Source organism: Streptococcus oralis, assembly GCF_003943825.1.
Taxonomy (GTDB): domain Bacteria; phylum Bacillota; class Bacilli; order Lactobacillales; family Streptococcaceae; genus Streptococcus; species Streptococcus oralis_CD.
The window spans coordinates 43,772-67,899 of record NZ_RJNJ01000009.1; the positions used below are offsets into that span (position 1 = coordinate 43,772).

25 protein-coding genes and 3 pseudogenes are annotated in these 24,128 nt (G+C 42.7%); 22 read left to right on the top strand and 6 right to left on the bottom strand.

Annotated features, from left to right (window positions below):
- Nucleotides 1–11: 11 nt before the first annotated feature.
- The 13 genes and pseudogenes from D8863_RS08240 to D8863_RS08305 all read left to right on the top strand — a co-directional run bounded on the left by D8863_RS08240 (nt 12) and on the right by D8863_RS08305 (nt 10,507).
- Nucleotides 12–627, top strand: a pseudogene (locus D8863_RS08240) (PTS sugar transporter subunit IIC).
- Complete coding sequence (locus D8863_RS08245) at nt 614–1,435, top strand: PTS system mannose/fructose/sorbose family transporter subunit IID (protein WP_000185287.1); 822 nt, start codon at nt 614–616, stop codon at nt 1,433–1,435. The pseudogene D8863_RS08240 and the gene D8863_RS08245 overlap by 14 nt, the downstream one beginning before the upstream one ends.
- Before the next feature lie 3 nt (nt 1,436–1,438).
- A complete protein-coding gene (locus tag D8863_RS08250) occupies nt 1,439–1,843 on the top strand; it encodes a PTS sugar transporter subunit IIA (RefSeq protein WP_000045700.1) in 405 nt (134 codons plus the stop codon).
- A 269-nt stretch (nt 1,844–2,112) separates the two neighbouring features.
- The gene (locus D8863_RS08260; protein WP_125441622.1) at nt 2,113–3,279 is read left to right on the top strand and encodes an SIS domain-containing protein; all 1,167 of its coding nucleotides are present in this window, start codon (nt 2,113–2,115) and stop codon (nt 3,277–3,279) included.
- Nucleotides 3,280–3,289: 10 nt separating this feature from the next.
- Nucleotides 3,290–4,285 carry a tagatose-bisphosphate aldolase gene (gene lacD / locus D8863_RS08265; RefSeq protein WP_125441623.1) on the top strand — a complete coding sequence of 332 codons (996 nt, stop codon included), beginning with the start codon at nt 3,290–3,292 and terminating at the stop codon, nt 4,283–4,285.
- 146 nt (nt 4,286–4,431) lie between these two features.
- Entirely contained in the window at nt 4,432–5,469 is a 1,038-nt protein-coding gene (locus D8863_RS08270; protein ID WP_125441624.1) for an aldose epimerase family protein, read from the top strand.
- A gap of 116 nt (nt 5,470–5,585) precedes the next feature.
- On the top strand, nt 5,586–6,440 hold the full coding sequence (locus D8863_RS08275; protein WP_125441625.1) for a VOC family protein: 855 nt from the start codon (nt 5,586–5,588) through the stop codon (nt 6,438–6,440).
- 305 nt (nt 6,441–6,745) lie between these two features.
- A complete protein-coding gene (locus D8863_RS08280; RefSeq protein ID WP_125441626.1) occupies nt 6,746–7,318 on the top strand; it encodes a hypothetical protein in 573 nt (190 codons plus the stop codon).
- 1 nt (nt 7,319) lies between these two features.
- Complete coding sequence (locus D8863_RS08285) at nt 7,320–7,988, top strand: hypothetical protein (protein WP_125441627.1); 669 nt, start codon at nt 7,320–7,322, stop codon at nt 7,986–7,988.
- 115 nt (nt 7,989–8,103) lie between these two features.
- Nucleotides 8,104–8,775 (top strand): hypothetical protein, encoded by a 672-nt coding sequence (locus tag D8863_RS08290; RefSeq protein WP_001226099.1) that lies wholly within the window; start codon nt 8,104–8,106, stop codon nt 8,773–8,775.
- Between the two features lie 2 nt (nt 8,776–8,777).
- Nucleotides 8,778–9,416, top strand: a complete 639-nt coding sequence (locus D8863_RS08295; protein WP_185761470.1) for a hypothetical protein — start codon at nt 8,778–8,780, stop codon at nt 9,414–9,416.
- A 76-nt stretch (nt 9,417–9,492) separates the two neighbouring features.
- Nucleotides 9,493–10,050 (top strand): DUF3592 domain-containing protein, encoded by a 558-nt coding sequence (locus tag D8863_RS08300; protein ID WP_125441629.1) that lies wholly within the window; start codon nt 9,493–9,495, stop codon nt 10,048–10,050.
- Nucleotides 10,051–10,249: 199 nt separating this feature from the next.
- Nucleotides 10,250–10,507: a metal-sensitive transcriptional regulator gene (locus tag D8863_RS08305; RefSeq protein ID WP_000185160.1), complete on the top strand. Its 258-nt coding sequence runs from the start codon at nt 10,250–10,252 to the stop codon at nt 10,505–10,507.
- Between the two features lie 221 nt (nt 10,508–10,728).
- Here D8863_RS08305 and D8863_RS08310 read toward each other — a convergent pair whose 3' ends face one another.
- The 3 genes and pseudogenes from D8863_RS08310 to D8863_RS08315 form a co-directional block, all read right to left on the bottom strand.
- Nucleotides 10,729–11,025, bottom strand: coding sequence for a rhodanese-like domain-containing protein (locus D8863_RS08310; protein WP_125441630.1), 297 nt, complete (start codon nt 11,023–11,025; stop codon nt 10,729–10,731).
- Nucleotides 11,000–11,349 (bottom strand): annotated as a pseudogene (locus tag D8863_RS11270) (rhodanese-like domain-containing protein); the annotation flags it as partial. The gene D8863_RS08310 and the pseudogene D8863_RS11270, both read right to left, overlap by 26 nt.
- Before the next feature lie 9 nt (nt 11,350–11,358).
- Entirely contained in the window at nt 11,359–11,664 is a 306-nt protein-coding gene (locus tag D8863_RS08315; RefSeq protein WP_038804267.1) for a rhodanese-like domain-containing protein, read from the bottom strand.
- A gap of 175 nt (nt 11,665–11,839) precedes the next feature.
- On the opposite strand from D8863_RS08315, the gene D8863_RS08320 reads away from it, so the two are divergent.
- On the top strand, nt 11,840–12,403 hold the full coding sequence (locus tag D8863_RS08320) for a sugar O-acetyltransferase (RefSeq protein ID WP_125441631.1): 564 nt from the start codon (nt 11,840–11,842) through the stop codon (nt 12,401–12,403).
- A 39-nt stretch (nt 12,404–12,442) separates the two neighbouring features.
- Here D8863_RS08320 and D8863_RS08325 read toward each other — a convergent pair whose 3' ends face one another.
- Together D8863_RS08325 and D8863_RS08330 are read right to left on the bottom strand one after the other, a co-directional pair.
- On the bottom strand, nt 12,443–13,126 hold the full coding sequence (locus D8863_RS08325) for a DUF4956 domain-containing protein (protein ID WP_084849083.1): 684 nt from the start codon (nt 13,124–13,126) through the stop codon (nt 12,443–12,445).
- Nucleotides 13,119–13,895, bottom strand: a complete 777-nt coding sequence (locus tag D8863_RS08330) for a polyphosphate polymerase domain-containing protein (RefSeq protein WP_000803021.1) — start codon at nt 13,893–13,895, stop codon at nt 13,119–13,121. The genes D8863_RS08325 and D8863_RS08330 overlap by 8 nt, the downstream gene beginning before the upstream one ends.
- Before the next feature lie 200 nt (nt 13,896–14,095).
- Between D8863_RS08330 and D8863_RS08335 the strand changes: the two genes are divergently transcribed.
- A complete protein-coding gene (locus tag D8863_RS08335; RefSeq protein ID WP_125441632.1) occupies nt 14,096–15,331 on the top strand; it encodes a carbohydrate-binding domain-containing protein in 1,236 nt (411 codons plus the stop codon).
- Nucleotides 15,332–15,392: 61 nt separating this feature from the next.
- Here D8863_RS08335 and D8863_RS11340 read toward each other — a convergent pair.
- Nucleotides 15,393–15,515 (bottom strand): annotated as a pseudogene (locus tag D8863_RS11340) (low temperature requirement protein A); the annotation flags it as partial.
- Nucleotides 15,516–15,755: 240 nt separating this feature from the next.
- Here D8863_RS11340 and D8863_RS08345 point away from each other — a divergent pair.
- The 7 genes from D8863_RS08345 (at nt 15,756) to D8863_RS08380 (ending at nt 24,049) form a co-directional block, all read left to right on the top strand.
- Nucleotides 15,756–16,472 (top strand): ABC transporter ATP-binding protein, encoded by a 717-nt coding sequence (locus D8863_RS08345; RefSeq protein ID WP_070657289.1) that lies wholly within the window; start codon nt 15,756–15,758, stop codon nt 16,470–16,472.
- Between the two features lies 1 nt (nt 16,473).
- Entirely contained in the window at nt 16,474–17,556 is a 1,083-nt protein-coding gene (locus D8863_RS08350) for an ABC transporter permease (RefSeq protein ID WP_125441633.1), read from the top strand.
- Nucleotides 17,557–17,595: 39 nt separating this feature from the next.
- Nucleotides 17,596–18,219 (top strand): TetR/AcrR family transcriptional regulator, encoded by a 624-nt coding sequence (locus tag D8863_RS08355; RefSeq protein WP_125441634.1) that lies wholly within the window; start codon nt 17,596–17,598, stop codon nt 18,217–18,219.
- Between the two features lie 284 nt (nt 18,220–18,503).
- A complete protein-coding gene (locus D8863_RS08365) occupies nt 18,504–19,268 on the top strand; it encodes a nucleoside phosphorylase (RefSeq protein ID WP_000615016.1) in 765 nt (254 codons plus the stop codon).
- A gap of 33 nt (nt 19,269–19,301) precedes the next feature.
- A complete protein-coding gene (locus tag D8863_RS08370; RefSeq protein WP_000897923.1) occupies nt 19,302–20,681 on the top strand; it encodes a TrkH family potassium uptake protein in 1,380 nt (459 codons plus the stop codon).
- Between the two features lie 13 nt (nt 20,682–20,694).
- Nucleotides 20,695–21,360, top strand: coding sequence for a potassium channel family protein (locus D8863_RS08375; RefSeq protein ID WP_001283887.1), 666 nt, complete (start codon nt 20,695–20,697; stop codon nt 21,358–21,360).
- Between the two features lie 154 nt (nt 21,361–21,514).
- Entirely contained in the window at nt 21,515–24,049 is a 2,535-nt protein-coding gene (locus tag D8863_RS08380; RefSeq protein ID WP_125441635.1) for an SSURE domain-containing protein, read from the top strand.
- Nucleotides 24,050–24,128: the final 79 nt, after the last annotated feature.

Sequence of the window (24,128 nt, forward strand, 5' to 3'; positions counted from 1 at the left end):
AGGTCATTGTTATGATACAATGGTGGCAAATTTTACTTCTCACTTTGTACTCAGCTTATCAAATCTGTGATGAGTTGACAATCGTTTCATCTGCAGGTTCCCCTGTATTCGCTGGTTTCATTACTGGTTTGATCATGGGAGATGTGACAACTGGTTTGTTTATCGGTGGTAGCTTGCAGTTGTTCGTTCTCGGGGTTGGTACCTTCGGTGGTGCTTCTCGTATCGACGCAACTTCTGGTGCGGTTCTTGCAACAGCATTCTCTATCTCTCAAGGTATTGATACAGATCTTGCGATTACAACAATCGCTGTACCAGTAGCAGCACTTTTGACATACTTCGACGTTCTTGGACGTATGACTGGGATTCGGTTTGACAGCTATGTTGACTGTTCTTTACTCATATGTAACAGGTCTTGGCGGAGCTGTTGCGGGTATCCTTGGTACTCTTCCTGCTGATGTTGCTGAAAAGATTGGCTTTGCTAACAACTTCAAAGGTTTGTCTATGATCGGTATCTCTATCGTAGGTATCTTCCTTGCAGTTGTTCACTTTAAGAACAGCCAAAAAGTAGCTGTAGCAGCACCTTCTACACCATCAGAAAGTGGGGAAATCGAAGATGACGAATTCTAATTACAAACTTACAAAAGAAGATTTTAATCAAATCAACAAACGTAGCTTGTTTACTTTCCAATTAGGTTGGAACTACGAACGTATGCAAGCTTCTGGTTACCTTTACATGATCTTGCCTCAATTGCGTAAAATGTATGGGGATGGAACTCCTGAATTGAAAGAAATGATGAAAGTTCATACTCAATTCTTCAACACTTCACCATTCTTCCACACAATTATCGCTGGTTTTGACCTTGCCATGGAAGAAAAAGATGGTGTGGGTTCAAAAGATGCCGTTAACGGTATCAAGACAGGTTTGATGGGACCATTTGCTCCTCTTGGAGATACAATCTTTGGTTCACTTGTACCTGCTATCATGGGATCTATCGCAGCAACTATGGCTATCGCTGGCCAACCATGGGGTATCTTCCTTTGGATCGCAGTTGCAGTTGCTTATGACATCTTCCGTTGGAAACAATTGGAATTTGCCTACAAAGAAGGGGTTAACCTTATCAACAACATGCAAAGTACTTTGACAGCTTTGATTGACGCTGCATCTGTACTTGGTGTCTTCATGATGGGTGCTCTTGTAGCAACAATGATCAACTTTGAGATTTCTTACAAATTGCCAATCGGTGAAAAGATGATTGACTTCCAAGACATCTTGAACTCAATCTTCCCACGTTTGCTTCCAGCAATCTTTACTGCCTTTATCTTCTGGTTGCTTGGTAAGAAAGGTATGAACTCTACTAAAGCGATCGGTATCATTATCGTTCTTGCAGTAGGTCTTTCATTCATCGGTAAATTCTTGCTTGGAATGGGCGCATAATTTATGAGTAAATCATTAATTTTGGTGAGTCATGGTCGTTTCTGTGAAGAACTTAAAGGTAGCACAGAAATGATCATGGGTCCACAGGACAACATTCATGCAGTGGCCCTTCTTCCAGAAGATGGTCCAGAAGAATTTACTGCAAAATTTGAAGCTGCTATCGAAGGATTGGATGATTTCCTAGTCTTTGCGGACCTTCTCGGTGGTACACCATGTAACGTGGTAAGCCGTTTGATCATGGAAGGTCGCGACATTGAACTCTACGCAGGGATGAATCTTCCAATGGTGATTGAATTTATCAATGCGAGCCTTACAGGTGCAGATGCGGACTACAAGAGCCGTGCTGCAGAAAGCATCGTAAAAGTCAATGATCTGTTAGCTGGCTTCGATGATGACGAAGACGAATAATACTCTTCGAAAATCTCTTTAAACCATGCTAGCGACGCCTTGCCGTATAGATGTTACTGACTTCGTCAGTCTTATCTGGCAACCTCAAAGCAGTGCTTTGAGCAACCTGAGGCTAGCTTCCTAGTTTGCTCTTTGATTTTCATTGAGTATACGATGTGATAACGGCTAAATCGTTGGAGCATCTTATATAGAATATACATGGGAATGGGAGTCAATCCCATTCCCATATTTTCAATAGGAATGAAACGACAATAGATTAGAGGAACTCTATGCTAAATTACACAAAAGAAGAATTACTTGAACTGGGTGCAGAAATCACGACTCGTGAGATCTACCAACAGCCTGATGTATGGAAAGAGGCTTTTGAAGCCTATCAAGCAAAACGTGAAGAAATTGCAGCCTTCCTACAAGGAATCGCTGATAAGCATGACTATATCAAGGTCATCTTGACGGGTGCTGGTACTTCTGCTTATGTGGGAGATACCTTGGTGCCATATTTTAAGGAAGTCTATGACGAGCGCAAATGGAACTTCAATTCTATTGCGACAACAGATATTGTTGCCAATCCAGAAACTTATTTGAAAAGAGATGTGGCGACTGTCCTTGTTTCCTTTGCTCGTAGTGGGAATTCGCCTGAAAGTGTGGCGACGGTTGATTTGGCCAAAGCCTTAGTGGATGAGCTTTATCAAGTGACGATTACTTGTGCAGCAGATGGTAAATTGGCGCTTCAAGCTCATGGCGATGAGCGCAATCTTTTGCTCTTGCAACCAGCTGCTTCCAATGACGCTGGATTTGCCATGACTTCTAGCTTTACGTCTATGATGTTGACAGCTCTCTTGGTGTTTGACCCTACAGAATTTGCTGTGAAAGCTCAACGTTTTGAAGTTGTGACGAGCCTTGCGCGTAAGATTCTAGACAATGCAGAAGATGTTAAAGAGCTGGTTGACCTCGACTTTAACCGCGTTATCTACCTGGGTGCTGGTCCTTACTTTGGACTTGCTCATGAAGCTCAGCTCAAGATTTTGGAATTAACAGCTGGTCAAGTGGCGACCATGTATGAAAGTCCAGTCGGCTTCCGTCACGGTCCAAAATCATTGATCAACGAAGATACCGTTGTTTTGGTCTTTGGTACAACGACAGACTACACTCGCAAGTACGACTTGGACTTGGTTCGTGAAGTTGCTGGTGATCACATTGCTCGTCGTGTTGTGCTTTTGAGTGATCAAGCCTTTGATCTTGAAAATGTCAAAGAAGTAGCCCTTGGCTGTGGTGGTGTCTTGAACGATATTTACCGTGTCTTCCCTTACATCGTTTATGCTCAACTCTTTGCCCTATTGACTTCGCTTAAAGTGGAAAATAAACCAGATACACCATCTCCTACTGGCACTGTAAACCGTGTGGTACAAGGTGTGATCATTCATGAATATCAAAAATAAGGAAGTGTCTATGAGTAAATTACAATTAAGTCCCAATAAAGTAGCTTGCTTGCAAAAACTCTCTGACGAGAACGGTATTATCTCAGCTCTTGCCTTTGACCAACGTGGTGCTTTAAAACGCCTCATGGCTCAATACCAAACAGAAGAGCCAACAGTGGCTCAAATGGAAGAACTTAAAGTCTTGGTAGCGGATGAATTGACAAAATACGCATCCTCTATGCTTCTAGACCCAGAGTATGGACTTCCGGCTACAAAAGCGCTAGATCCAAATGCTGGTCTTCTCCTAGCTTATGAGAAAACTGGCTACGACACAACAAGCACTAAACGCTTGCCTGACTGTTTGGATGTTTGGTCTGCCAAACGCATCAAAGAACAAGGCGCAGATGCAGTCAAGTTCTTGCTTTACTATGACGTAGACAGCTCTGACGAACTCAACCAAGAAAAACAAGCCTACATCGAACGCATCGGTTCTGAGTGTGTGGCGGAAGACATTCCATTCTTCCTTGAAATCTTGGCTTACGATGAAAAAATCGCTGACGCAGGTTCTGCAGAATACGCAAAAGTGAAGCCACACAAGGTTATCGGTGCTATGAAGGTCTTCTCAGACCCACGCTTTAACATCGACGTTTTGAAAGTGGAAGTTCCAGTCAACGTCAAATACGTTGAAGGCTTTGGCGATGGTGAAATCGTTCATACACGCGAAGAAGCAGCAGCTTTCTTCAAAGCGCAAGATGAAGCAACTAACTTGCCATACATCTACTTGAGTGCAGGTGTATCAGCCAAACTTTTCCAAGAAACACTTGTCTTTGCCCACGAATCAGGCGCAAACTTCAACGGCGTTCTTTGTGGCCGTGCAACATGGGCCGGATCAGTTGAAGCTTACATCAAAGACGGTGAAGCAGCAGCTCGTGAGTGGCTACGCACAACTGGATTTGAGAACATTGACGAACTCAACAAGGTTCTTCAAACAACAGCAACTTCATGGAAAGAACGTGTAGAAGCATAAAACAAGAATAGAAGAATCCCTTTTTGTTAAGAAGATACTTAAGGTTTTCTGACAAAGGATTCTGAAAATAAAAACTACAACCATAGATGGTAAATACACTCTCTATGGTTTGTTTACTTAAGAGAAATGGATCAAAGGAGAGAAGAATGAAAGCATACACAGAGCGTGTATTTGGAAATCATGAGGGCAAGGATGTCTTGGCCTATCGCTTTGAGACTGACGGTGGCTACCAGCTTGAAGTTATGACTTATGGTGCGACCATTTTGCGCTATGTCACACCTGACAAGGCTGGAAATTTTGCCAATGTTGTCTTAGGCTTTGATGATTTTGCTAGCTATGTAGGTAATAGTCCCAAGCATGGAGCAAGTGTGGGACCAGTAGCAGGCCGTATCGCAGGTGCAACATTTGAGCTCAATGGCAAGACTTATGACCTTGAAGTTAACAATGCTAGCAACTGTAACCACAGTGGTTCAACAGGTTGGGATTCGAGCTTGTTTGAATTGGTCGAAGTGAGCGACCATGGCTTGACTCTCTACACCGAGCGTACAGACGGGACTGGAGGATTTCCTGGTAATCTCAAGATTTGGATTAGCTACCACTTGGAAGAAACTGGTGCCTACGAAGTCAGCTATAAGGTGACGACCGATCAGGATACGCTGGTCAATCCAACTAATCACAGCTACTTCAACTTGTCTGGTGATTTCACGCAGACAGTTGACCGCCATGTCTTCCAACTAAATACGGAGGGCATTTACCCAATCGCTCCGGACGGTGTTCCAGATAAGACTCCAGATGCTAATCGTGATGTGGTGAAACACATCTACAATGGAGCTTTGTTGAAGGACATCTTTGCAGAGGAAGATGAGCAAATCCAGTTGGTATCTGGTTTGGATCACCCATTTGCTCTTCCTGCGGGTCATGACAATGCTGGTTTCCTTTATGACCAAAACTCAGGTCGTTTCCTGCTTTTCAAGACAGAGGCCCCTTGCTTTGTGGTCTACACAGCAAACTTTGTGGATGAGAGTGTGCTCATCGGAGGCCAGCCAATGCTGCAACACAATGGGATTGCCCTTGAAGCGCAAGCTTTACCAGATGCTATTCACAGTGATCTCAAAGACCAAGTCATTCTCAAAGCAGGGGAAACTTTCACCAGCAAAACTCGCTATGAGCTTGTTGTAAAATAAAAAGAAGAGCTGGTTTCCAGCTCTTTTGAGTTGTCTTCGTTGACATTTTATCTCAATAGTGTATAATTGATGTAATCTATAAAGTTACAACGTTACAACGTAAAGGAGACACCCAGATGACTTATGCGTACCAAAGCCACATTTACCTAGCCGAGGTGGTTTTAAATGTCAAGGATTTGAAGACTCAAACGGCTTTTTATCACCAGATTATTGGCTTGGAGATTTTATCCCAAACAGAGACAGAAGCGATTTTGGGACTTGGTCGAAAAGCCTTAGTTCACTTGATTCAGGCAGAAAAGACAGGGGAAGTAAGGGAGTATTACGGCCTTTACCATCTGGCGATTTTGTCGCCGACACGAAAAGCCTTGGCAGATGTCTTGAAACACCTAAGTGACTTGCAGATTCCTCTGGTCGGGGGTGCAGATCATGGATACAGCGAGGCCCTTTATCTAGAGGATTTGGAAGGAAATGGCATTGAACTCTACCGTGATAAGCCAGTGTCTTCATGGGATATTCGAGAAGACGGCCGCATTATCGGTGTGACCGAAGCTCTTGCGGCACAGGACATCTATGAGTTAGGGGAAAAGGTGGATCCCTTTATCCTAGCTGAAGGGACGAGAATGGGGCATATCCATCTATCGGTGAAGGATAGCCACGCGGCGAGCCAGTTTTATCAAAAGGTGTTAGGACTAGAAGATAAATTTAGCATTCCTAGTGCTAGTTGGATAGCGGCTGGTCAGTACCATCACCACCTGGCTGTCAACGAATGGGCTGGAAAAGGGCTAGCTCCGCGTGAGCAAGGCTTGCCAGGCTTGGCCTACTATGTTCTTGAGGTAGAAAGCAAGGAAGAACTCCTGAACATCGTTAAGCAAGCACAAGAGCTAGAAGTACCAATCAAGTGGTTAAATTCGAGTGAGTTGGATTTGGTAGATCCAGATGGGATTGTGACCCGTATTCGCTTAGCACGATGAGGAAGAGACGTCATTTGTTTTAGAGACATAGAAAAAGGCGGATAAGCTCGCATTCTGTTTTTAGAATGCGGACTTGTTCGCTTTTTTATGAAATGACGAACCCTTTCTTGGATCTAGCAAAGGTATCTGCCGGGGATATTTTACCTTTTCTGGGGGTTCATGCTATAATACTAATAAACTTTTCTTTCTCTAGACGGCAAATGCCGAAAATCGGCTAGACTGCTGGCAATCGTTGTCACGATGCTTTTAAGAGAAAGTAGGATTCTGTTTGAGTATCCGTATTGAGTTTAGGAGACGGGAAATAGATGGACACAAGTGTAAAAAATTTAATCAGTATGGGCCCTCTGGAGGACTCTTTTATCTATTATGATCTGAAGAATCAAGTATTCTATGAAGTAAAACAAGGCATGAATTATTCAGCCATTGCAGCTCCTATTGCAATCTATTCCTTCCAACGGTTGTCAAAGTCGCTCAACCAAACCTTTGGAGATGTCTCATCCCCTTTCAACCTGATTTTCTTTATCCTGATGTCTCTGTTTTTGGTTTTCGGGATCATTCTCCTTGCCAAGTCTACCCGACGTAACATGAAGATAGATAGATTTAGAAAAGTCCGGTTGACAAAAGCTAATATCAAAACACTTAGGAGAAAATCTAGGGCGTTGACAGTAGTTGGCTACATTTTTGTTTTAATAACGATTTTTTCAGCCTATCGTTATCTGGCTGTTTCTGATTTTCAATTTTTAATTATGTACATGTTAGGGATTGGTATTCTTACATATATAGTTTATGATTTTCGAATGAAAACGCGCAAACGACTGTTCAAGGAGCTGATGGAGACATTACAGGACGGTAGCCGAGGGAAAGAGGGAGAAATGTAAGATGAGAAAAATCATTTATATAGGCCAAGGAAGCCAGCAATCCATCTACTATAACACAAGGACGAGAGAGGCTCTAACGACAGAATCTAGCACCGTTTCAGACACTGATGGTGCTATCAGTTCAAAGAAATCCAAGTGGCCTTGGCTTCTCTTCTTTGCTTTCTTGCTAGTTGCTATTATCGGTATTTGGATTCGTTCCTTGATAGCACCCTTTAGATTGAGTGAGTGGATGATTCCTATCCATCTAGCCGCGATCCTTTTCGTTTTTATCGGAAGTGTTTATGGATTTGAAAAACTGTTCTACAGTGGGGCCAAGTCGCTTGTCCCAGCAAGTGAAGAACAGTTTAAAGATGCGGTTGAAAGTAGTACTTTTTGGAGGAAGTCACCAGATAAGGAACCAACAGTCGATAAAATCATCTTGTATCTATTTGCTATCCTCGTTCTTCTATTTGTTTTTGTTATTGTTGTGTTCTTTGCCATACCTGGGACCTTCCTTCCCTACTATGAACATGAATGGTTTGAGCCGTCTATGTTCATGGTACCCATCGGAGCAACTATCGTTCCAATTAGCGTGGTTCTTCTACTATTTCAAAACAATCCAATCCGCTGGCTCTTAGCCGTACGAAAATACAAGCAGGGGAAAGTATTATTTAGGGAAGAGAAGAACTAGAAACACGAGAGAAACGCTATTACCATTACCAGTGGTTGGTGATGTTTTATCAACAACCTATGATAAAATTGAAGTTTCTGATTATAGTGATTGGTGGAAATTGTGGTGATTTTATATGAGAAAAATAATTTTTATTGGACAGAGCGGTGATAAGGCCGTTTACTATAATACGCGAACAAAAGAGGCTCTTGTAGCAGATAAGAGTGCCTTGTTAAATACAGAAGGGGCTAGGAGATCGAATAGGGGGATTGCTCCTTTAATTGCTATATTCTCTTTGTTAGGTTTACTCGGAGGATTTGTTGCAATACCAATTTTCTCAGGCCTTCGTTATAATAGTGGGATGGTTCCTATTTTTATTCTTTGTCTTTCCTTTATCCTATTTGGATTTATATGGATGATGGAAGTCGCCTTATATAAAGGAGTGAAACGAGTCCAAGGAGCAACAAAGAAAGAGTTTAAAGAAGCAGTTTATTCAAATTTGTTCTGGGAAAATTTTAGTGAGAAAAAAGCGACGTTTGCGAAAATGTTGGCTTTTATGATTGTCATGCTACTAGTTTTTATGACTACTATAGTAATATTTGCTGCTGCAATTCCGGGCACTATTGACTCATTCAATAAGCAAGAGGCATTTGATATACAAATCTTTTTCTCGCCTTTAGCAGGTCTCTTTCCTGCCTTGTTGTACCTTTTCTTATTCCAAAACAACCCTATCCGCTGGTTCTTAGCTGTGCGAAAGTATGAACAGGGGAAAGTGATATTTAATGAAGAAATAGAAAAGAGAGGATGATAATGTCACAAGAGAGATATTTGCAGATCAAAAAAGAGCATCAAGTTCGTAAGTTTGTGGGGCGTTTCCTCTTCATTCTTCTCGCTATCCTTGATGTTCTACTGGTATCAAGTCATTCCAATTATGTCCCGCTTGTAACGGTGGCTATGGTAACGATTGTGCCTTTTAATCATTTTCTACTTGGTCCTCTTAGGAGACAGAAAAAAGCCATAGAAAAAGAGCATCCAGAATGGAAAATACTCAGTACGAAGGGAGTAAAGGTTCCCTCGGCTGAAGCCAATAAAAGAACCTTGGCTGGTATTGGGATCTTGATAGCCTTGCTGTTGTCTTTTGGACTATTCTATAAACCTGTGAAACAGCCGAACAACCAAGTAAACAAGCCACCTAAGGTTGATTCTAAAACGCCTGAAACGTCCAAGTCTTCTGAGTCTGAGTCGTCCAGTTCCTCAGAGTCGAAATCCTCGTCTTCGACTGAACAAAGTTCTAAAACCGAAAATTCAGGAACAAAACCGTCAAAAAGCGAGTCCAATAATCCCTATTACCAGATTCCAGGACTTACTGACGAACAGGTGAGAGATATCATATCAAAATCAGTGAAAGATTTGAGAGAAAAACAGTCAAAAGAAAAATCCGAAGAGTAGACTCGAGGGCATCGATGTCCTTTCTGGATGAGTTAGTTTTGAGATTTTACTGTATAAAATAACAGGAGGAGTTCATATGACTAAAGAAGTAATTGGTTTGATAGTTGGGACAATCGTCATCTTCCTATCTTTTGTATTTGTGTGTGGGACCTTTCTCTATCTCTATCTTCGGGATCAGAAGTTGGTCCGCCTTGCCAAGTCATCCGTACAGGGAACGGTTATCGGCTATAGCCGTTTTCGTGAGGGGTATCCACCTATCGTCGAATACACGGTGGATGGGATTGCTTATAAGAAAACCTTGCAGTATTTTATGTTCAAAACGGTCACAATTCCGTGGGGGACTACTAAATTTTTAAAGGACTATACAAGAGAAGATATGCTAGCGCCTTCGATCACTCGCTACAGCAACTCCTTTGTTTCCTTCAAACGCTTGATGCAGACCCATTTCCCCCTTCATTCGGAGCTGACAGTCTGGTATGATCCAGACAAGCCGACCAGGGCCTATGTCGAACGTTACAGCGGAATGGACAAGTTTTACAAGTGGTTTGGTATCGGATTTGGGCTGGCTCTAGTTATAGTCTATGGGATAGTGATCCTAGCCTTTTTGTCCAATTTGTCCAAGATATACGCATAAAGGTCAGTTGGTTGAAAGGAAACGTGACTTCCCATCGAGCTTCAAGGAGGACAGAGTTTCTTTTCCATTTCCATGCTCACCTATCTTTTTTGTCTGATACAGAGAAAAGGTTGCCTCCCACAAATACAGACAGGAAGTGAATTTTGACAAAGCCCCTTATTCGAGATATAATGAAGAAAAAGTGACCAAGGATAAATCAATGACAAACTCAAAGTATATCACACGCCTGAAGCGTTCAGAGGGCCAGTTGCGTGGGATTCAAAAGATGATTGAAGAAGATCGTGACTGTGCAGATATTGTTACGCAGTTGACAGCAGTGAAATCTAGCGTTGAGCGCGTGATTGAGATGATCATTACTGAAAATCTCACAGGCTGTATCAACCAACCATTAGACGACCCTGAGGCTCAAAAGGAACGCCTAGAAAAGGCCATCCGATACCTGATTAAACGGAAATAAACTAATTTGCTATTGATAAACAATGCAGACAAAGGTATTTAAGTCTATTTTGATAAAGAAATCATGTTGGCCAAACGGGTGAGTTCCTCCAATACCAATGAGCAACCTCTTTTTAGATACCGTCAATGTGCTTCGTTTTTAGAAGTGACGGGCTACGAGCCCTATATTAGTGGGTTGCAGAAATGAAAAAAACCGATTAAGTTCCTTAATCGGTTTTTTGCTTATTTTACTTGACCGGGCCAAGCATTCATACCACCTTCTACATTGATAACGGTGATGCCTTGGGCGCTTAGAAATTCACAAGCAGATGCGGAACGGACTCCACCTTGACAGATGACATGATATTCCTGGTCAGGTTTGAGTTCTTTGTAACCTTGCTCCAAGGTACTTAACGGAAGATTTTTGGCACCTGGTGCATGTCCTGCTTGGAATTCATGCACTTCACGTACATCGATAAGGTTTAGATTTTCATTTAGGTATTTTTCATAAAAATCAGCCATGCTGATACTCGTTTCCATATTTGACTCCTTCTGGATTAGACATTTTATAATGTGAATAAGCGCTATCAGGGTTTTGGACGGTAAATCCTGCCGCTAGAGGATACGCTCTGTGATCTAGCTGCGCAAAACACTGTGGCAGCTAAGGATGTAGGTTTGGTTCTTGTCCGATTCATCCAAGTTCTCCCATAGTTCGATGGTATCGACCTTGGGTCGCCCCCTGAAATTCGCCACTTGTCCTTATATCTAGGGATTTTTACCCTTAGTCAGATCGTCTTTGAGCTGACACCATTGGATATTATCGCTCAAACCTTCGATAAGGTTCAAGGCTGCGTAGCCAATTATTTTATGCTTCTAGATGACCTTGCCTGTCCAAGCGCTCATACCGCCTCGTACATTGATGACATCGTAGCCTTTTTTCTTTAACTTCTTCGCAGCTAGTTTGCTTCGCACACCAGAGTGACAAATGACATAAAGTGTTTCTTTTGTCGCAGGTGTGTAAGAACCGATTTCCGTTAAAGGAACATTTTTGGCATTTTTGATATGACCTCTACGGAATTCCATAGGCGTCCGAACATCCAGTAGCTGAATCGGTTCTCTGAGTTTAGCTTCTAACTCGCTGGTAGAAATACTGTCAATTTTTGTAAATAAGTGAAACATAGGCACCTCCTAACATACCCTTATGGGGTATATTAAACCATGAAGTTAAGCTTTTGTCAAGCAAGTTGTTTTGACTTGGGAGGGAATTAGTTTCGAGAGTATAGAAAGCAGGCTATTCTTGACCTTTCAAAGGCTTTTTGATATGATGGGTCCAAAGTAAGTGTGAGGTGATAAGATGGTTAGCGAATACCAGAAAATGATAGCAGGGGAGCCTTACCGTCCGTCGGACCCAGAGTTGCGTGCCTTGGCACAAGCTTCTCGCCAAAAACAGGCTGCCTTTAACAAGGAAGAAGATCCCTTGAAGGGATCCGAAATCATCAAGACTTGGTTTGGCTCAACTGGGCAAAATCTTTATATCAATCCACGCTTGGTGGTCGATTATGGAGTCAATATCCATCTAGGGGAAAATTTTTATTCTAATTGGAACTTGACCATGCTGGATGTTTGCCCGATTCGCATCGGGAACAACGCCATGCTTGGCCCCAACTGTCAGTTTTTAACCCCACTCCATCCACTGGATCCGGATGAACGCAATTCAGGGGTCGAATACGGCAAGCCCATCACCATTGGAGATAATTTCTGGGCTGGAGGTGGCGTCATTGTCCTTCCTGGAGTGACACTGGGAAATAACGTCGTTGCAGGAGCGGGGGCCGTGATTACCAAGTCCTTCGGAGATAATGTCGTCCTAGCTGGGAATCCTGCGCGTGTCATCAAGGAAATCCCAGTAAAAGAAAACTAAAAAGAACAGCTTGGGCTGTTCTTTTTATGAGTTTTAGTCTTATAGATTTTTCTTCTTTTTGGCTTTCTTGGTCAAGGAAACATCGCACTGAGATATCTTGCTTGTCAGGTAGCTCGTCAGTTGAAAGTCGTCTACTTGAGGATGGAGATCGACTTCGTAGACGGTTTGCAAGGATTCACCAGAGTTGCTGGTATCTACTGAGACAAGGTCAGACTCGGTGCAAAATTGATCCAGCGCGACCTGGATAGTATCTAGGCGGTCTTCTTTATTGGGAAGTGTGATGGTTAAGAGTCGACGACGTTGGTGATTGCTCTTGCTCTGTTGTTTTTCCAAAAGGAGCCAAATGCCCAGGATAAAGACTGTGAAGAGAACGGCTAAGAAAAGATAGCCTGTCCCTGCCGCCAGACCGATGATCATAGCTAGAAAGATAGCGATTAGCTCTCGAGAGCCACTCGTTGCAGAACGGAAACGAATGAGACTAAAGGTTCCTGCCACTGCAATCGACGTTCCGAGACTGCCATTGACGAGGAAGATGACCAGCGTCATCAAACAAGGTAAAAGGGTCAAACTGATGACAAATTCCCGTGTGTAAAGAGTCCGTTGCTTGTAGGCCCAGCTGAGTGCTAGTCCTAGAAAAAGACTGACGACAAGGGCGAGTAGGAGTTGGAGGGGGTCAGCAGTAGCGGTTGCGTCGTTGAAAATAGAGTTAAAAAGGTTAGACATAAGCATTACCTACACTTTCTCCGATAGGTTGTGGGGCATAGGCTAGCCCTTGTGATTTATGGTAGGCGCAGGAGTATTTTGAGAATCTTTGCTCTACCAGACCATATTTATCAAGGATATCCTGTAGCCATTGCGGTTTGTCACCAGGCGCCTTGATTTCCATGATGATCAGGTCGTCTTCTAAGAGAGGCAGGCCTTCCTTGTCTGCAAATAGGCTGACATTTTCATCTCGATAGGTCAGGTTTTGGTCAAGAGTGACACGAATTTTCTGGTAGGGAAATCCTGGGATTTTCTTTTTTTCTTTTAGTGAAAAACGATCATAAGAAATATAGATACGAGGTTTGAGAGCCTCACTGTAGCGTTGACGGATCTTTTGCACCTCTGCTACCAGAAAGCTATCTTTGATCAGGTCTGCTCCCCAACCTTTGGTGATGAGCTGGGTGATGGTATCTGACTGGGCTAGGACGCGGTGCTTGTGACCGATACCGGCTTCGTCTTTTGACTTGATTTCTAGAAAGGCGGGGCTGTTAGTACTTGGCTGCGCAAGATAGGTCCGCATACGGATTTTTTCTTTCTTATGCTGACCTTGCAAGGAGTCTTGGATGAGATGAAAATCTTCTGTATCAAAGTAGATATTGGAAATGGTCGAAGTCGGATAGTCGTCCTCGACGAGGTAGTCTTTCAAATCTTCTATTAAATCCTGTAAGTCTGTTTTAGAAACCATATACTTGGTTTCGATCCGTTCAAAGCTTGTTTCTAGGGGTTTCATAAGCAATTTCTCCTTTAGATAAATCATAGATTAAACAAGGTAAACTTGCTTGGAACAAGTCTAGAGGACATTTCTAAAAGTTTTATTAAGCGAAACTTAACTGAAACTGAATTTAAGGAAACTTTCAGAAAAGTTTTAGTTTTGTTTCAGGAATCTTCTGTAGACTGTCTAGCTATATCATACGAAGGAGAGGAAAAAGTATGAAATCAAAAAAATGGACCCTACTCGCAACGAGTTTAACGGCAATGGTGCTGATGGCAGCATGTTCCCAGTCAACAACTACATCCAATACCAATGCAACGACAAATAGTGCAACAACGACTGCAACAAAGACAAACCAATCATCCTATTTTACAGAGAAGGACAATGATACCTCTTATGATGAAAGTACAGCTTCTAAGATTGAGTTATCTGGCTCATCAGCAAACGTCTCTGGAGATGGGGTGACAGTCTCTGAATCAACCGTGACCATCACAAAATCTGGAACCTATGTGATTTCAGGTCAGTCTGATGGAGTGCAGATCAAGGTCGAGGCAGATAAGTCGGCAGATGTTCACCTAGTCCTAAAAGGTGCGACCATGACCAATACCAATGCAGCGATATCTGCGACATCAGCTGGCCATGTCTACTTGACTCTAGCAGAGGGAACCACCAACAATCTCTCTGACTCAAGCTCTAACAGCGACGAAAAAGCAGACGCAGCTCTCTTTTCTAAGGTGGATTTGACCATCAACGGGAAAGGAACTCTCAATGTGGATGGCAAGAAAAACAACGGTATCAAGGCTAATGACATTCTCCACATCACGGGCGGAACCTATAACATCACAGCAGTTGGCGATGCCTTTAATGTCAATGATGAACTCAACATCACTGGTACGACCATGACCATCGATGCCAAGGAAGATGGCGTAAAGGTGGACAATGACGAGGATACTTCAGTCGGAACCATGTACCTATCCAACAACAACATCACCGTCACAGCAGGAGATGATGGCATCCACGCTTCTGGAGACCTGGTTATCGATAGTGGTACCTACACCGTCAAGAATTCGACAGAAGGACTTGAAGGTAAGTCAATCACTATCAACGGTGGGGACATTAGCATCTATTCGACAGATGATGGGGTCAACGCAGCTAATAAAAACGCCCAACAGAGTGAAATCTTCTTCACCATGAACGGTGGGAACCTGACAGTAGAAGTCGGTCAAGGAGACACAGACCCAATCGACTCAAACGGCAATATCACAGTTACAGGCGGAACCATTAAAATGACTGGTCAAACAGGTTTTGACTTTGATGGAACAGCGACCTACACAGGTGGAGATATCTATCTCAACGGTGAAAAACAAACGGAAATTGTCAACTCTATGCCTGGAGGTGGTGGACCAAATGGAGGCCCTCAAGGTGGCGGTCCAGCCCCTGGCGGACAAGGATAAAAAAGAATCTCCTTTCTCGAAAGAGAAGGGAGAGTTTTTGTGTTTGAGAGATGGATTGTAGCTAAAACAACTCCCAATTAGGTCTTGAAAATTTCTTAGTCTGTTTCATATAAAAATGAGTAAAATGAATTTCCATCGCCAAGGTCATTAGAGTTGCGATAGCAATGACGATGGTAGGATTGGCTTAGAAAAGCAGAGGAAGAATAGGCCTTTAAAAAGTGGACAGGAAAGACCATTTCAGAGTATCGAGAAGAGATTTAGAAACAGCTCTAAAAGCAATAGCTATCCATTATAAGCATCAGATAATAATATCTGGTGCTTTATTTTTAAAAAAATTCAGATTTTTTCTTGACAAGTGAGTGATTACTCACTACAATAGGTTTATATTTAGCAAGTGAGTAATCACTCACCAAGGAGGAAGTAAATGAAAACATTACTACATTTACAAGATTTAGTAAAATCTTTTGACCATCAAATAGTTCTGAATCATGTCAGCTTTGAATTGCAACCAGGAGAAATTATAGGCTTAATTGGTCCGTCTGGTGCTGGTAAATCAACTATGATTAAGACTACGTTAGGAATGGAAAAGGCTGATGGAGGCGTAGCTTTAGTGTTAAATCACACTATGCCCAATCGCCATATTTTAGGAGATATTGGCTATATGGCCCAATCAGATGCTTTATACGAGTCCTTGTCAGGCCAAGAAAATCTGGAATTTTTTGGTCAGCTAAAGGGGCTTTCTAAAAAAGACCTAAAGGCGGAAATTGCTCATATAGCTCAAGTAGTAGATCTGACAGACTACTTAAACAAGGCGGTATCTGGTTATTCTGGAGGAATGAAACGGCGTTTGTCTCTTGCTATCGCGCTGTTAGGAAATCCTCAACTCTTGATTTTGGACGAACCGACAGTTGGAATCGACCCTTCTCTTCGAAAGAAAATCTGGAAAGAATTATTCGCGCTTAGAGACAATGGGGTTGGGATATTAGTTACTACCCATGTTATGGATGAAGCAGAGTTGACGGATAAGGTCGGCTTATTATTAGGCGGAAAAATCATTGCTTTTGATACACCGCAACACTTAAAAGAAAGTTATCAAGTTTCAAGTATTGAAGAAGTATTTTTAAAAGCAGAAGGTGAGTAAAATGAGAACAATAGCGATTGCAAAAAAAGTCATCAAAGAATTACTTCGTGACAAACGAACTCTAGCCCTGATGTTTATAGCACCTGTTTTTATCATGTGGTTGATGAACCTCATGTTTTCAGCTAGTACAACCGTGAATGTCAAGTTAGCAACACAAGATCTACCAACTGGTTTGGTAACGAAAATGGATGAGCTCGATCATGTGGACGTCGAGACTTATCAAGACTTAGATCAAGCCAAAGAAGCGCTAGCAAATGAAAAAGTCGATGCTGTGATTTCTTATAAAGACGGTGAGTATCAGGTCGACTACGCAAATACAGATGCCTCCAAGACCTCTATGATACGACAAGTGTTACGAACGAGTATCGCCAGTGAAGGCACCGATCAGTTAGTATCTCGTGTTAAACAAGCTCTTCCACAATTGGACTCGGACGCAAAAACACCTGAAATCAAGGAGTCTTACCAGTATGGAGATGAAAATACAAGCTTCTTTACCAGTATGATTCCGGTTTTGATAGGTTTTGTAGTTTTCTTTTTTGTCTTTTTGATTTCAGGTATGGCGCTTTTGAAAGAGCGCACCAGTGGAACACTAGAACGTTTGTTAGCAACACCAGTGAAACGATCTGAAATCGTCTATGGCTATATGTTGTCTTACGGTATTATTGCGATTTTTCAAACGGCAGTTGTCGTTTTAGCAGCAATTTGGCTACTAGATGTAGAAGTTGTAGGAAGTATTTTAAATGTTATAATAGTTAATGTGGTACTGGCTCTTGTAGCACTAGCTTTTGGAATTCTCTTGTCTACTCTAGCAAAATCAGAATTCCAAATGATGCAATTTATTCCCCTCGTGATTATGCCCCAACTTTTTTTCTCAGGAATTATTCCATTGTCATCCATGGGAGAATGGGCTCCAACTGTGGGGAAATTTTTGCCATTAACCTATTCTGGTGATGCAATAAGCCAGATTATTCTTTACGGACACAATCTTGGTGATATTTTGCCAAATCTTGGTGTTTTAATGGTTTTCTTGATCATTTTAACAATTCTTAATATTGTTGGATTGCGTCGTTATCGTAAAGTTTAGAAATCAACATAAATAATGCTAAAAAGGTGTGAAGATTAGATGGATAAGACTGTTTTTGAATCGTTTGAAGATTACTTAGAAGAAGCGAATTACCCTCAAGGAAAGAAAAAAATCATGCAGGCAGCAGTGGATCTCATATCAACCAGGAGTTACCATGGGACATCAACTCTTCACATAGCTGAGCGTGCTGGACTAAGCCAGGCAACTTTGTTTAAGTATTTTAAGACGAAGGATGATCTACTGACGGCTATTTTACATCCTGTAGTCCCAGGCATTTTCGGTAGTTTTTTTGAGGAACTCTTAGCTTTTGAAACGACAGAAGAGAGGGTTCGTTATCTCGTCCATGATCGTATGAGCTATCTCAAAAAAAATCGTGCTTTGATGAAAATCATTCTGCAGGAGAGTTTTTCAAATAAAAAACTAAAAAATGAACAGATTTTTATCTGGAATGCTATTCAAGATAAACTTCGAGTGCTTCATAAGGAATTGCTGGCAGATCCACGTGTAAATCCAGAGATAACGATTCCTCAAATGGTTCGTATTTGTGTTGGTCCATTGTTTGCTTACTTCGCTCAGCTTTATGTCGTTAGCGACAATGGAGAAATAAAAGAAGAAGACCTAGACTTATTAGAAAAACAGATTTTGGGTGCTTTGTGGAAATAGAGTAGGCCTAGACAAAATGGAGGCTAGATTCTATTGGTTTGGCTTCTTGCACAAGATAATATAAAAGGGTATATATTGCCTGATGCAGATTCGTGCTTTTTTATTGTTGAATTTGCTATTTTGGTGATAGTTCTCAATCACTTTACTAAAACAGAAACCGACCTCTCCAGCAGAGCAACGATTTCTTAAATGTATGGAAGAGGAGTTTTCTGGCTTGCTAAAGACAACTCCTTGACACTTCGTCAGCTTTTGATACAATAGTACAAAATTAGAGGAGGTGGGCTATGATTCAGAAACATGCGATTCCCATTTTGGAGTTTGATGACAATCCCCAGGCGGTCCTTATGCCAACACATGAGGGATTGGACTTAAAGTTGCCAAAAAAGTGCATCTATGCATTTTTGGAGGAAGAGATTGACCGCTACGCTCAGGAAGCAGGAGCGGACTGTGTTGGTGAGTTCGTTTCTGCCACCAAGGCTTATCCAGTCTATGTCATCAACTACAAGGGTGAGACGATTTGTCTAACCCAGGCGCCCGTGGGTTCTGCCCCAGCTGCCCAGTTTATGGATTGGTTGATTGGCTATGGTGTGGAGCAAATCATTTCCACTGGAACCTGTGGCGTCCTAGCCGATATAGAGGAAAATGCCTTTCTCGTCCCTGTTCGCGCTCTGCGAGATGAGGGGACCAGCTACCATTATGTAGCGCCTTCTCGTTATATGGAGATGCAGATTGAGGCTGTCTCTGCCATTGAGCAAGTTTTGGAGCAAAGAGGCATTCCTTATGAGGAAGTTATGACCTGGACGACAGATGGTTTTTACCGAGAGACGGCTGAAAAGGTTGCCTATCGCAAGGAAGAAGGCTGCGCTGTTGTGGAAATGGAGTGCTCGGCTCTTGCGGCAGTGGCTCAGCTACGTGGTGTTGTCTGGGGAGAATTGCTCTTTACTGCAGATTCCTTAGCGGATCTGGACAACTACGACAGTCGTGACTGGGGCTCAGAAGCTTTTGATAAGGCACTCGAACTCTGTCTTGCCATTGTGCACCACATGTGAGTGTTCTGACTGTTTTTATGGTAGAATGTAGTTATGTTATTCAAATCTTTTTTGGAAAAAATCAAGACGATACTGGGACGCTTGTCGCCAGCCCGTCGCATCTTTTTAAGTTTTGCCCTAGTAATCTTCTTGGGTTCTCTCCTTTTAAGTCTCCCCTTTGTGCAAGCAGAAACGTCACAAGCGACCTACTTTGACCATCTCTTTACGACCGTGTCCATGGTCTGTGTGACAGGGCTTTTCACTCTGCCAGTGGCTTCGACTTATAATATCTGGGGCCAGTTGATCTGTATGATTTTGATCCAGATTGGTGGTTTGGGGCTCATGACCTTTATCGGAATCTTTTATATCCAAGGCAAGCAAAAGCTCAGCCTTCGTGGTCGTGAGACTATTCAAGAAAGTTTCAGTTATGGAGAAACCCAGTCTCTAAAGGACTTCATCCGCTCAATCTTTCTGACGACTTTTTTGGTGGAAGGAATTGGTGCCTTTCTCTTGAGTTTTCGCTTTATCCCCGAATTTGGCTGGGGGCGAGGGATTCTAACCTCTATCTTTTTGGCTGTTTCAGCTTTCTGTAATGCTGGATTTGATAATTTTGGAAGTACGAGTTTGGTAGCCTTTCAAACGGATCCCTTGATCAATCTAGTGATTGCAGGCTTGATTATCACTGGTGGTCTAGGATTTATGGTCTGGTTTGACCTAGCGACCCAGTTTGGGAAGAAGAAAAAACGCCGCCTGCGTTTCCATACCAAGCTGGTTCTCTTTTTAACGGCGGGAATTCTGCTCTTTGGAACAGTATCGACTCTCTTAATTGAGTGGAATAATCCTGGGACGATTGGAAATCTCAGCGCTCCAGAGAAACTGCTGGTTAGTTTCTTCCAGACAGTCAGTATGAGAACGGCAGGCTTTGCTTCCATTGACTACACCCAGGCTAGACCAGTTACCTTACTGATCTACATCTTGCAGATGTTTCTGGGCGGGGCACCTGGAGGGACAGCAGGCGGGCTCAAGATTACGACCTTCTTTGTCTTGTTGGTCTTTGCTCGCAGTGAACTATTGGGCTTGCCTCATGCTAATGTGGCTCGGAGGACCATTGAACCCCGAACCGTACAAAAGTCTTTCAGTGTCTTTATTATCTTCTTGCTAACATTCTTGCTGGGCTTGATCCTACTAGGGATAACAGCAGAGGGAAATCCGCGCTTTATCTACCTCATGTTTGAGACCATTTCAGCCCTTGCAACAGTTGGGGTGACGGCAAATTTAACACCAGAGTTAGGTAAGTTAGCCCTCAGTATCGTTATGTTGTTGATGTTTATCGGCCGTATTGGTCCCTTGACACTACTGGTCAGTGTAGCGGAATACCAGCCAGACAAGAAAGATACGATTCACTATATGAAGGCAGATATCACTATCGGATAAGAAAGGAAAAACGATGTCAGATCGGACAATTGGAATTTTAGGCTTGGGAATTTTTGGGAGCAGTGTTTTGGCTGCCCTAGCCAAGCATGACATGAATATCATTGCTATTGATGACCACGAGGAACGCATTAATCAATTTGAATCAGTGTTGGCGCGTGGAGTAGTTGGAGATATCACGGATGAAGAACTCCTTCTATCAGCGGGGATTGACACCTGTGATACCGTAGTCGTCGCAACAGGTGAAAATCTGGAGTCCAGTGTTCTTGCGGTCATGCACTGCAAGAGTTTAGGAGTGCCGACCGTTATCGCCAAGGTCAAAAGTCATACAGCTAAAAAGGTGTTGGAAAAAATTGGTGCAGACGCAGTCATCTCACCAGAGTTTGAAATGGGGCGCTCATTAGCACAGACCATCCTCTTTCATAACAGCGTAGACGTCTTTCAGCTGGACAAGAATGTATCGATTGTCGAGATGAAAATCCCCCAATCATGGGTAGGTAAAAGCCTCAGTCAGTTGGATTTACGTGGGCGATACAACCTCAATGTACTTGGTTTTCGTTCCTACGAAAATGCTCCTCTGGATGTCCAATTCGGACCTAATGACCTCTTGCAGGCAGATGCCTACATCATGGCCGTCATTAATAACCAACATCTGGACACCCTAGCTGAACTGAGTGAGTAGGAGAGGAAGGGTACTCTCTTTCCAAATAATTAACGAGTCAATATAAGTATTTTATAAGAGGGATTTAAGAAAAATTTTAACTTTTTCTTAATCCTTTTTAATTTTAGGAGATTATACTAGAGTCATAAAAAAAGAAAACTCTAAGGAGAATCCTATGAAATTCAATCCAAATCAGAGATATACTCGTTGGTCTATTCGCCGTCTCAGTGTCGGTGTTGCTTCAGTTGTTGTAGCTAGTGGCTTCTTTGTCCTAGTTGGTCAACCAAGTTCTGCACGTGCTGATGTCGTCAATCCGACTCCTGCCCAAGTCGTGCCAGACGCTGCTTCGGTGAGTGAAAAGAGCGACATACCAGCAGAGGCTCTCAAAAAAGCAGTCGATGTAGCTCTTCCTTCAGAACAAGCAGACTCAGCACCTAAAGCAAGCTTGGATACGACAAGCTCTTCAGAAAAAGCGGACGCAACTGCTAAAGATCCGGAAGTAGCGCCAAAAGAAGAAGTGCAAGCACAACCTGACTCTAAGAAACAAACAGAAGATGCAGTTAAACCTGTGGAAAGTCCTGCGTCTACAGTTTCTGGACAAGACCGTGAAGCCAGTGAAGCGCAACTAGCGACCACTCCAGCTGAAGTGCAAAAAGGTGTGGCTGACAACACCAAAGATACAGTAGATGTTCCAGCTTCTTACTTGGATAAAGCTAATTTCCCAGGACCATTTACAGCTGGTGTCAACCAAGTCATTCCATACGAATTCTTCGCTGGTGACGGCATGCTGACTCGTCTTATCTTGAAAGCATCCGATAAGGCTCCATGGTCAGACAACGGAACAGCTAAAAATCCCGCTCTCCCACCGGTAGAGAAATTGGGCAAAGGCCTTTACTTCTACGAAGTGGATTTAGCAGGCACCCAAGGAAAATCAGATAAAGAGCTGCTTGACCTCTTGAAACAAAACGGTACACAAAGCTATAAAGCTACCATCAAGGTGTATGGTGCGAAAGATGGCAAACCTGACCTAACTAATCTGGTAGCGACTAAAGATTTGGATGTTAACTTGAATGGCTTGACCACACCAGCTGAAGTGCAAAAAGGTGTGGCCGACAATACTAAAGATACAGTAGATGTCCCAGCCACTTACTTGGACAAGGCTAACTTCCCAGGACCATTCACAGCTGGTGTCAACCAAGTTATTCCATACGAAGCTTTTGGTGGAGATGGTATGTTGACTCGCCTCTTGTTAAAAGCTTCAGACAAAGCTCCATGGTCAGACAATGGAACGGCTAAAAATCCCGCTCTCCCACCAGTAGAGAAATTGGGCAAAGGTCTTTACTTCTATGAAGTAGACTTGGCAGGCACCCAAGGAAAATCAGATAAAGAGCTGCTTGACCTCTTGAAACAAAATGGTACACAAAGCTATAAAGCTACTATCAAGGTGTACGGTGCAAAAGACGGCAAACCTGACTTAACTAACCTCGTAGCGACTAAAGATTTAAATGTCAACTTGAATGGTTCAACCACTCCAGCTGAAGTGCAAAAAGGTGTGGCCGACAACACCAAAGATACAGTAGATGTTCCGGCTTCTTACTTGGATAGAGCTAATTTCCCAGGTCCATTTACAGCTGGTGTCAACCAAGTTATTCCATACGAATTCTTCGCTGGTGACGGTATGTTGACTCGCCTGATCTTGAAAGCATCCGACAAGGCTCCGTGGTCAGACAATGGAACAGCTAAAAATCCCGCTCTCCCACCGGTAGAGAAATTGGGCAAAGGCCTTTACTTCTACGAAGTAGACTTGGCTGACACCCAAGGAAAATCTGACAAAGAGCTGCTTGACTTGTTGAAACAAAACGGTACGCAAAGCTATAAGGCTACCATCAAGGTGTACGGTTCAAAAGACGGCAAGCCTGACTTAACTAATCTGGTAGCAACTAAAGATTTGACTGTTAATTTGAATGGTTTAACCACACCAAGTCAGGTTAAAGAGTCTGTTGTTAACAATATCAAAGACATGATTGATGTTCCAGCTAGCTACCTTGATAAGGCTAAGGTTCCTGGACCTTTCTTGGCCGGTGTCAACCAAGTTATTCCATACGAAGCTTTTGGTGGAGATGGTATGTTGACTCGCCTCTTGTTAAAAGCATCAGACAAAGCCCCATGGTCAGACAACGGAACAGCTAAAAATCCTGCTCTATTGCCACTTGAAGGCTTGGCTAAAGGCCAATATTTCTACGAAGTGGATTTGAATGGCAATACGGTTGGCAAAGATGGTCAGGCCTTGCTGAATCAACTTCGAGCTAACGGAACCTATACGTATCTAGCTACTGTTAAAGTCTATGGCGCTAAAGACGGCAAACCTGATTTGACCAATCTGATTGCTACTCGTCAAGTAACGATTCAGCTTCGTGGAAAAGAAATGGCGACAATACCATCTCAACAAGGTCAGATGAATACGAAGCCTTCTGAAACAGGCTCTACAGGTACGACTGAGGGTATGATGGGTACAAATCACCATATGTCAGATATGAAAGTAGATCAACCAGCTTCTAGCCCAATGGCTAATATGATGAAAAAAGATGATAAAGCGATGTTACCAAATACTGGGGAAGCTAAAACAGCTACAGCTGGTCTTGGTATCTTTGGTCTAGCCTTGGCAGGTCTTGTTGGACTTTTGGGTTTGACAACCAAACGAGAAGATTAAGATTCAAATCACTTAAACATTAGAGAAAATAGTGTTATACTAAAGCAAGTATAACACTGTTTTTATCGAAGGAGTGTCA

Coding starts and splice junctions, on each gene's coding strand:
- D8863_RS08295 (WP_185761470.1), top strand. CDS start 8,778: ATGTCACAAGAGAGATATTTGCAGATCAAAAAAGAGCATCAAGTTCGT.
- D8863_RS08320 (WP_125441631.1), top strand. CDS start 11,840: ATGGTTAGCGAATACCAGAAAATGATAGCAGGGGAGCCTTACCGTCCG.
- D8863_RS08315 (WP_038804267.1), bottom strand. CDS start 11,664: ATGTTTCACTTATTTACAAAAATTGACAGTATTTCTACCAGCGAGTTA.
- D8863_RS08335 (WP_125441632.1), top strand. CDS start 14,096: ATGAAATCAAAAAAATGGACCCTACTCGCAACGAGTTTAACGGCAATG.
- D8863_RS08245 (WP_000185287.1), top strand. CDS start 614: ATGACGAATTCTAATTACAAACTTACAAAAGAAGATTTTAATCAAATC.
- D8863_RS08305 (WP_000185160.1), top strand. CDS start 10,250: ATGACAAACTCAAAGTATATCACACGCCTGAAGCGTTCAGAGGGCCAG.
- D8863_RS08330 (WP_000803021.1), bottom strand. CDS start 13,895: ATGAAACCCCTAGAAACAAGCTTTGAACGGATCGAAACCAAGTATATG.
- D8863_RS08270 (WP_125441624.1), top strand. CDS start 4,432: ATGAAAGCATACACAGAGCGTGTATTTGGAAATCATGAGGGCAAGGAT.
- D8863_RS08355 (WP_125441634.1), top strand. CDS start 17,596: ATGGATAAGACTGTTTTTGAATCGTTTGAAGATTACTTAGAAGAAGCG.
- D8863_RS08345 (WP_070657289.1), top strand. CDS start 15,756: ATGAAAACATTACTACATTTACAAGATTTAGTAAAATCTTTTGACCAT.
- D8863_RS08285 (WP_125441627.1), top strand. CDS start 7,320: ATGAGAAAAATCATTTATATAGGCCAAGGAAGCCAGCAATCCATCTAC.
- D8863_RS08380 (WP_125441635.1), top strand. CDS start 21,515: ATGAAATTCAATCCAAATCAGAGATATACTCGTTGGTCTATTCGCCGT.
- D8863_RS08325 (WP_084849083.1), bottom strand. CDS start 13,126: ATGTCTAACCTTTTTAACTCTATTTTCAACGACGCAACCGCTACTGCT.
- D8863_RS08260 (WP_125441622.1), top strand. CDS start 2,113: ATGCTAAATTACACAAAAGAAGAATTACTTGAACTGGGTGCAGAAATC.
- D8863_RS08250 (WP_000045700.1), top strand. CDS start 1,439: ATGAGTAAATCATTAATTTTGGTGAGTCATGGTCGTTTCTGTGAAGAA.
- D8863_RS08280 (WP_125441626.1), top strand. CDS start 6,746: ATGGACACAAGTGTAAAAAATTTAATCAGTATGGGCCCTCTGGAGGAC.
- D8863_RS08365 (WP_000615016.1), top strand. CDS start 18,504: ATGATTCAGAAACATGCGATTCCCATTTTGGAGTTTGATGACAATCCC.
- D8863_RS08375 (WP_001283887.1), top strand. CDS start 20,695: ATGTCAGATCGGACAATTGGAATTTTAGGCTTGGGAATTTTTGGGAGC.
- D8863_RS08275 (WP_125441625.1), top strand. CDS start 5,586: ATGACTTATGCGTACCAAAGCCACATTTACCTAGCCGAGGTGGTTTTA.
- D8863_RS08290 (WP_001226099.1), top strand. CDS start 8,104: ATGAGAAAAATAATTTTTATTGGACAGAGCGGTGATAAGGCCGTTTAC.
- D8863_RS08370 (WP_000897923.1), top strand. CDS start 19,302: ATGTTATTCAAATCTTTTTTGGAAAAAATCAAGACGATACTGGGACGC.
- D8863_RS08350 (WP_125441633.1), top strand. CDS start 16,474: ATGAGAACAATAGCGATTGCAAAAAAAGTCATCAAAGAATTACTTCGT.
- D8863_RS08310 (WP_125441630.1), bottom strand. CDS start 11,025: ATGGAAACGAGTATCAGCATGGCTGATTTTTATGAAAAATACCTAAAT.
- D8863_RS08300 (WP_125441629.1), top strand. CDS start 9,493: ATGACTAAAGAAGTAATTGGTTTGATAGTTGGGACAATCGTCATCTTC.
- lacD (WP_125441623.1), top strand. CDS start 3,290: ATGAGTAAATTACAATTAAGTCCCAATAAAGTAGCTTGCTTGCAAAAA.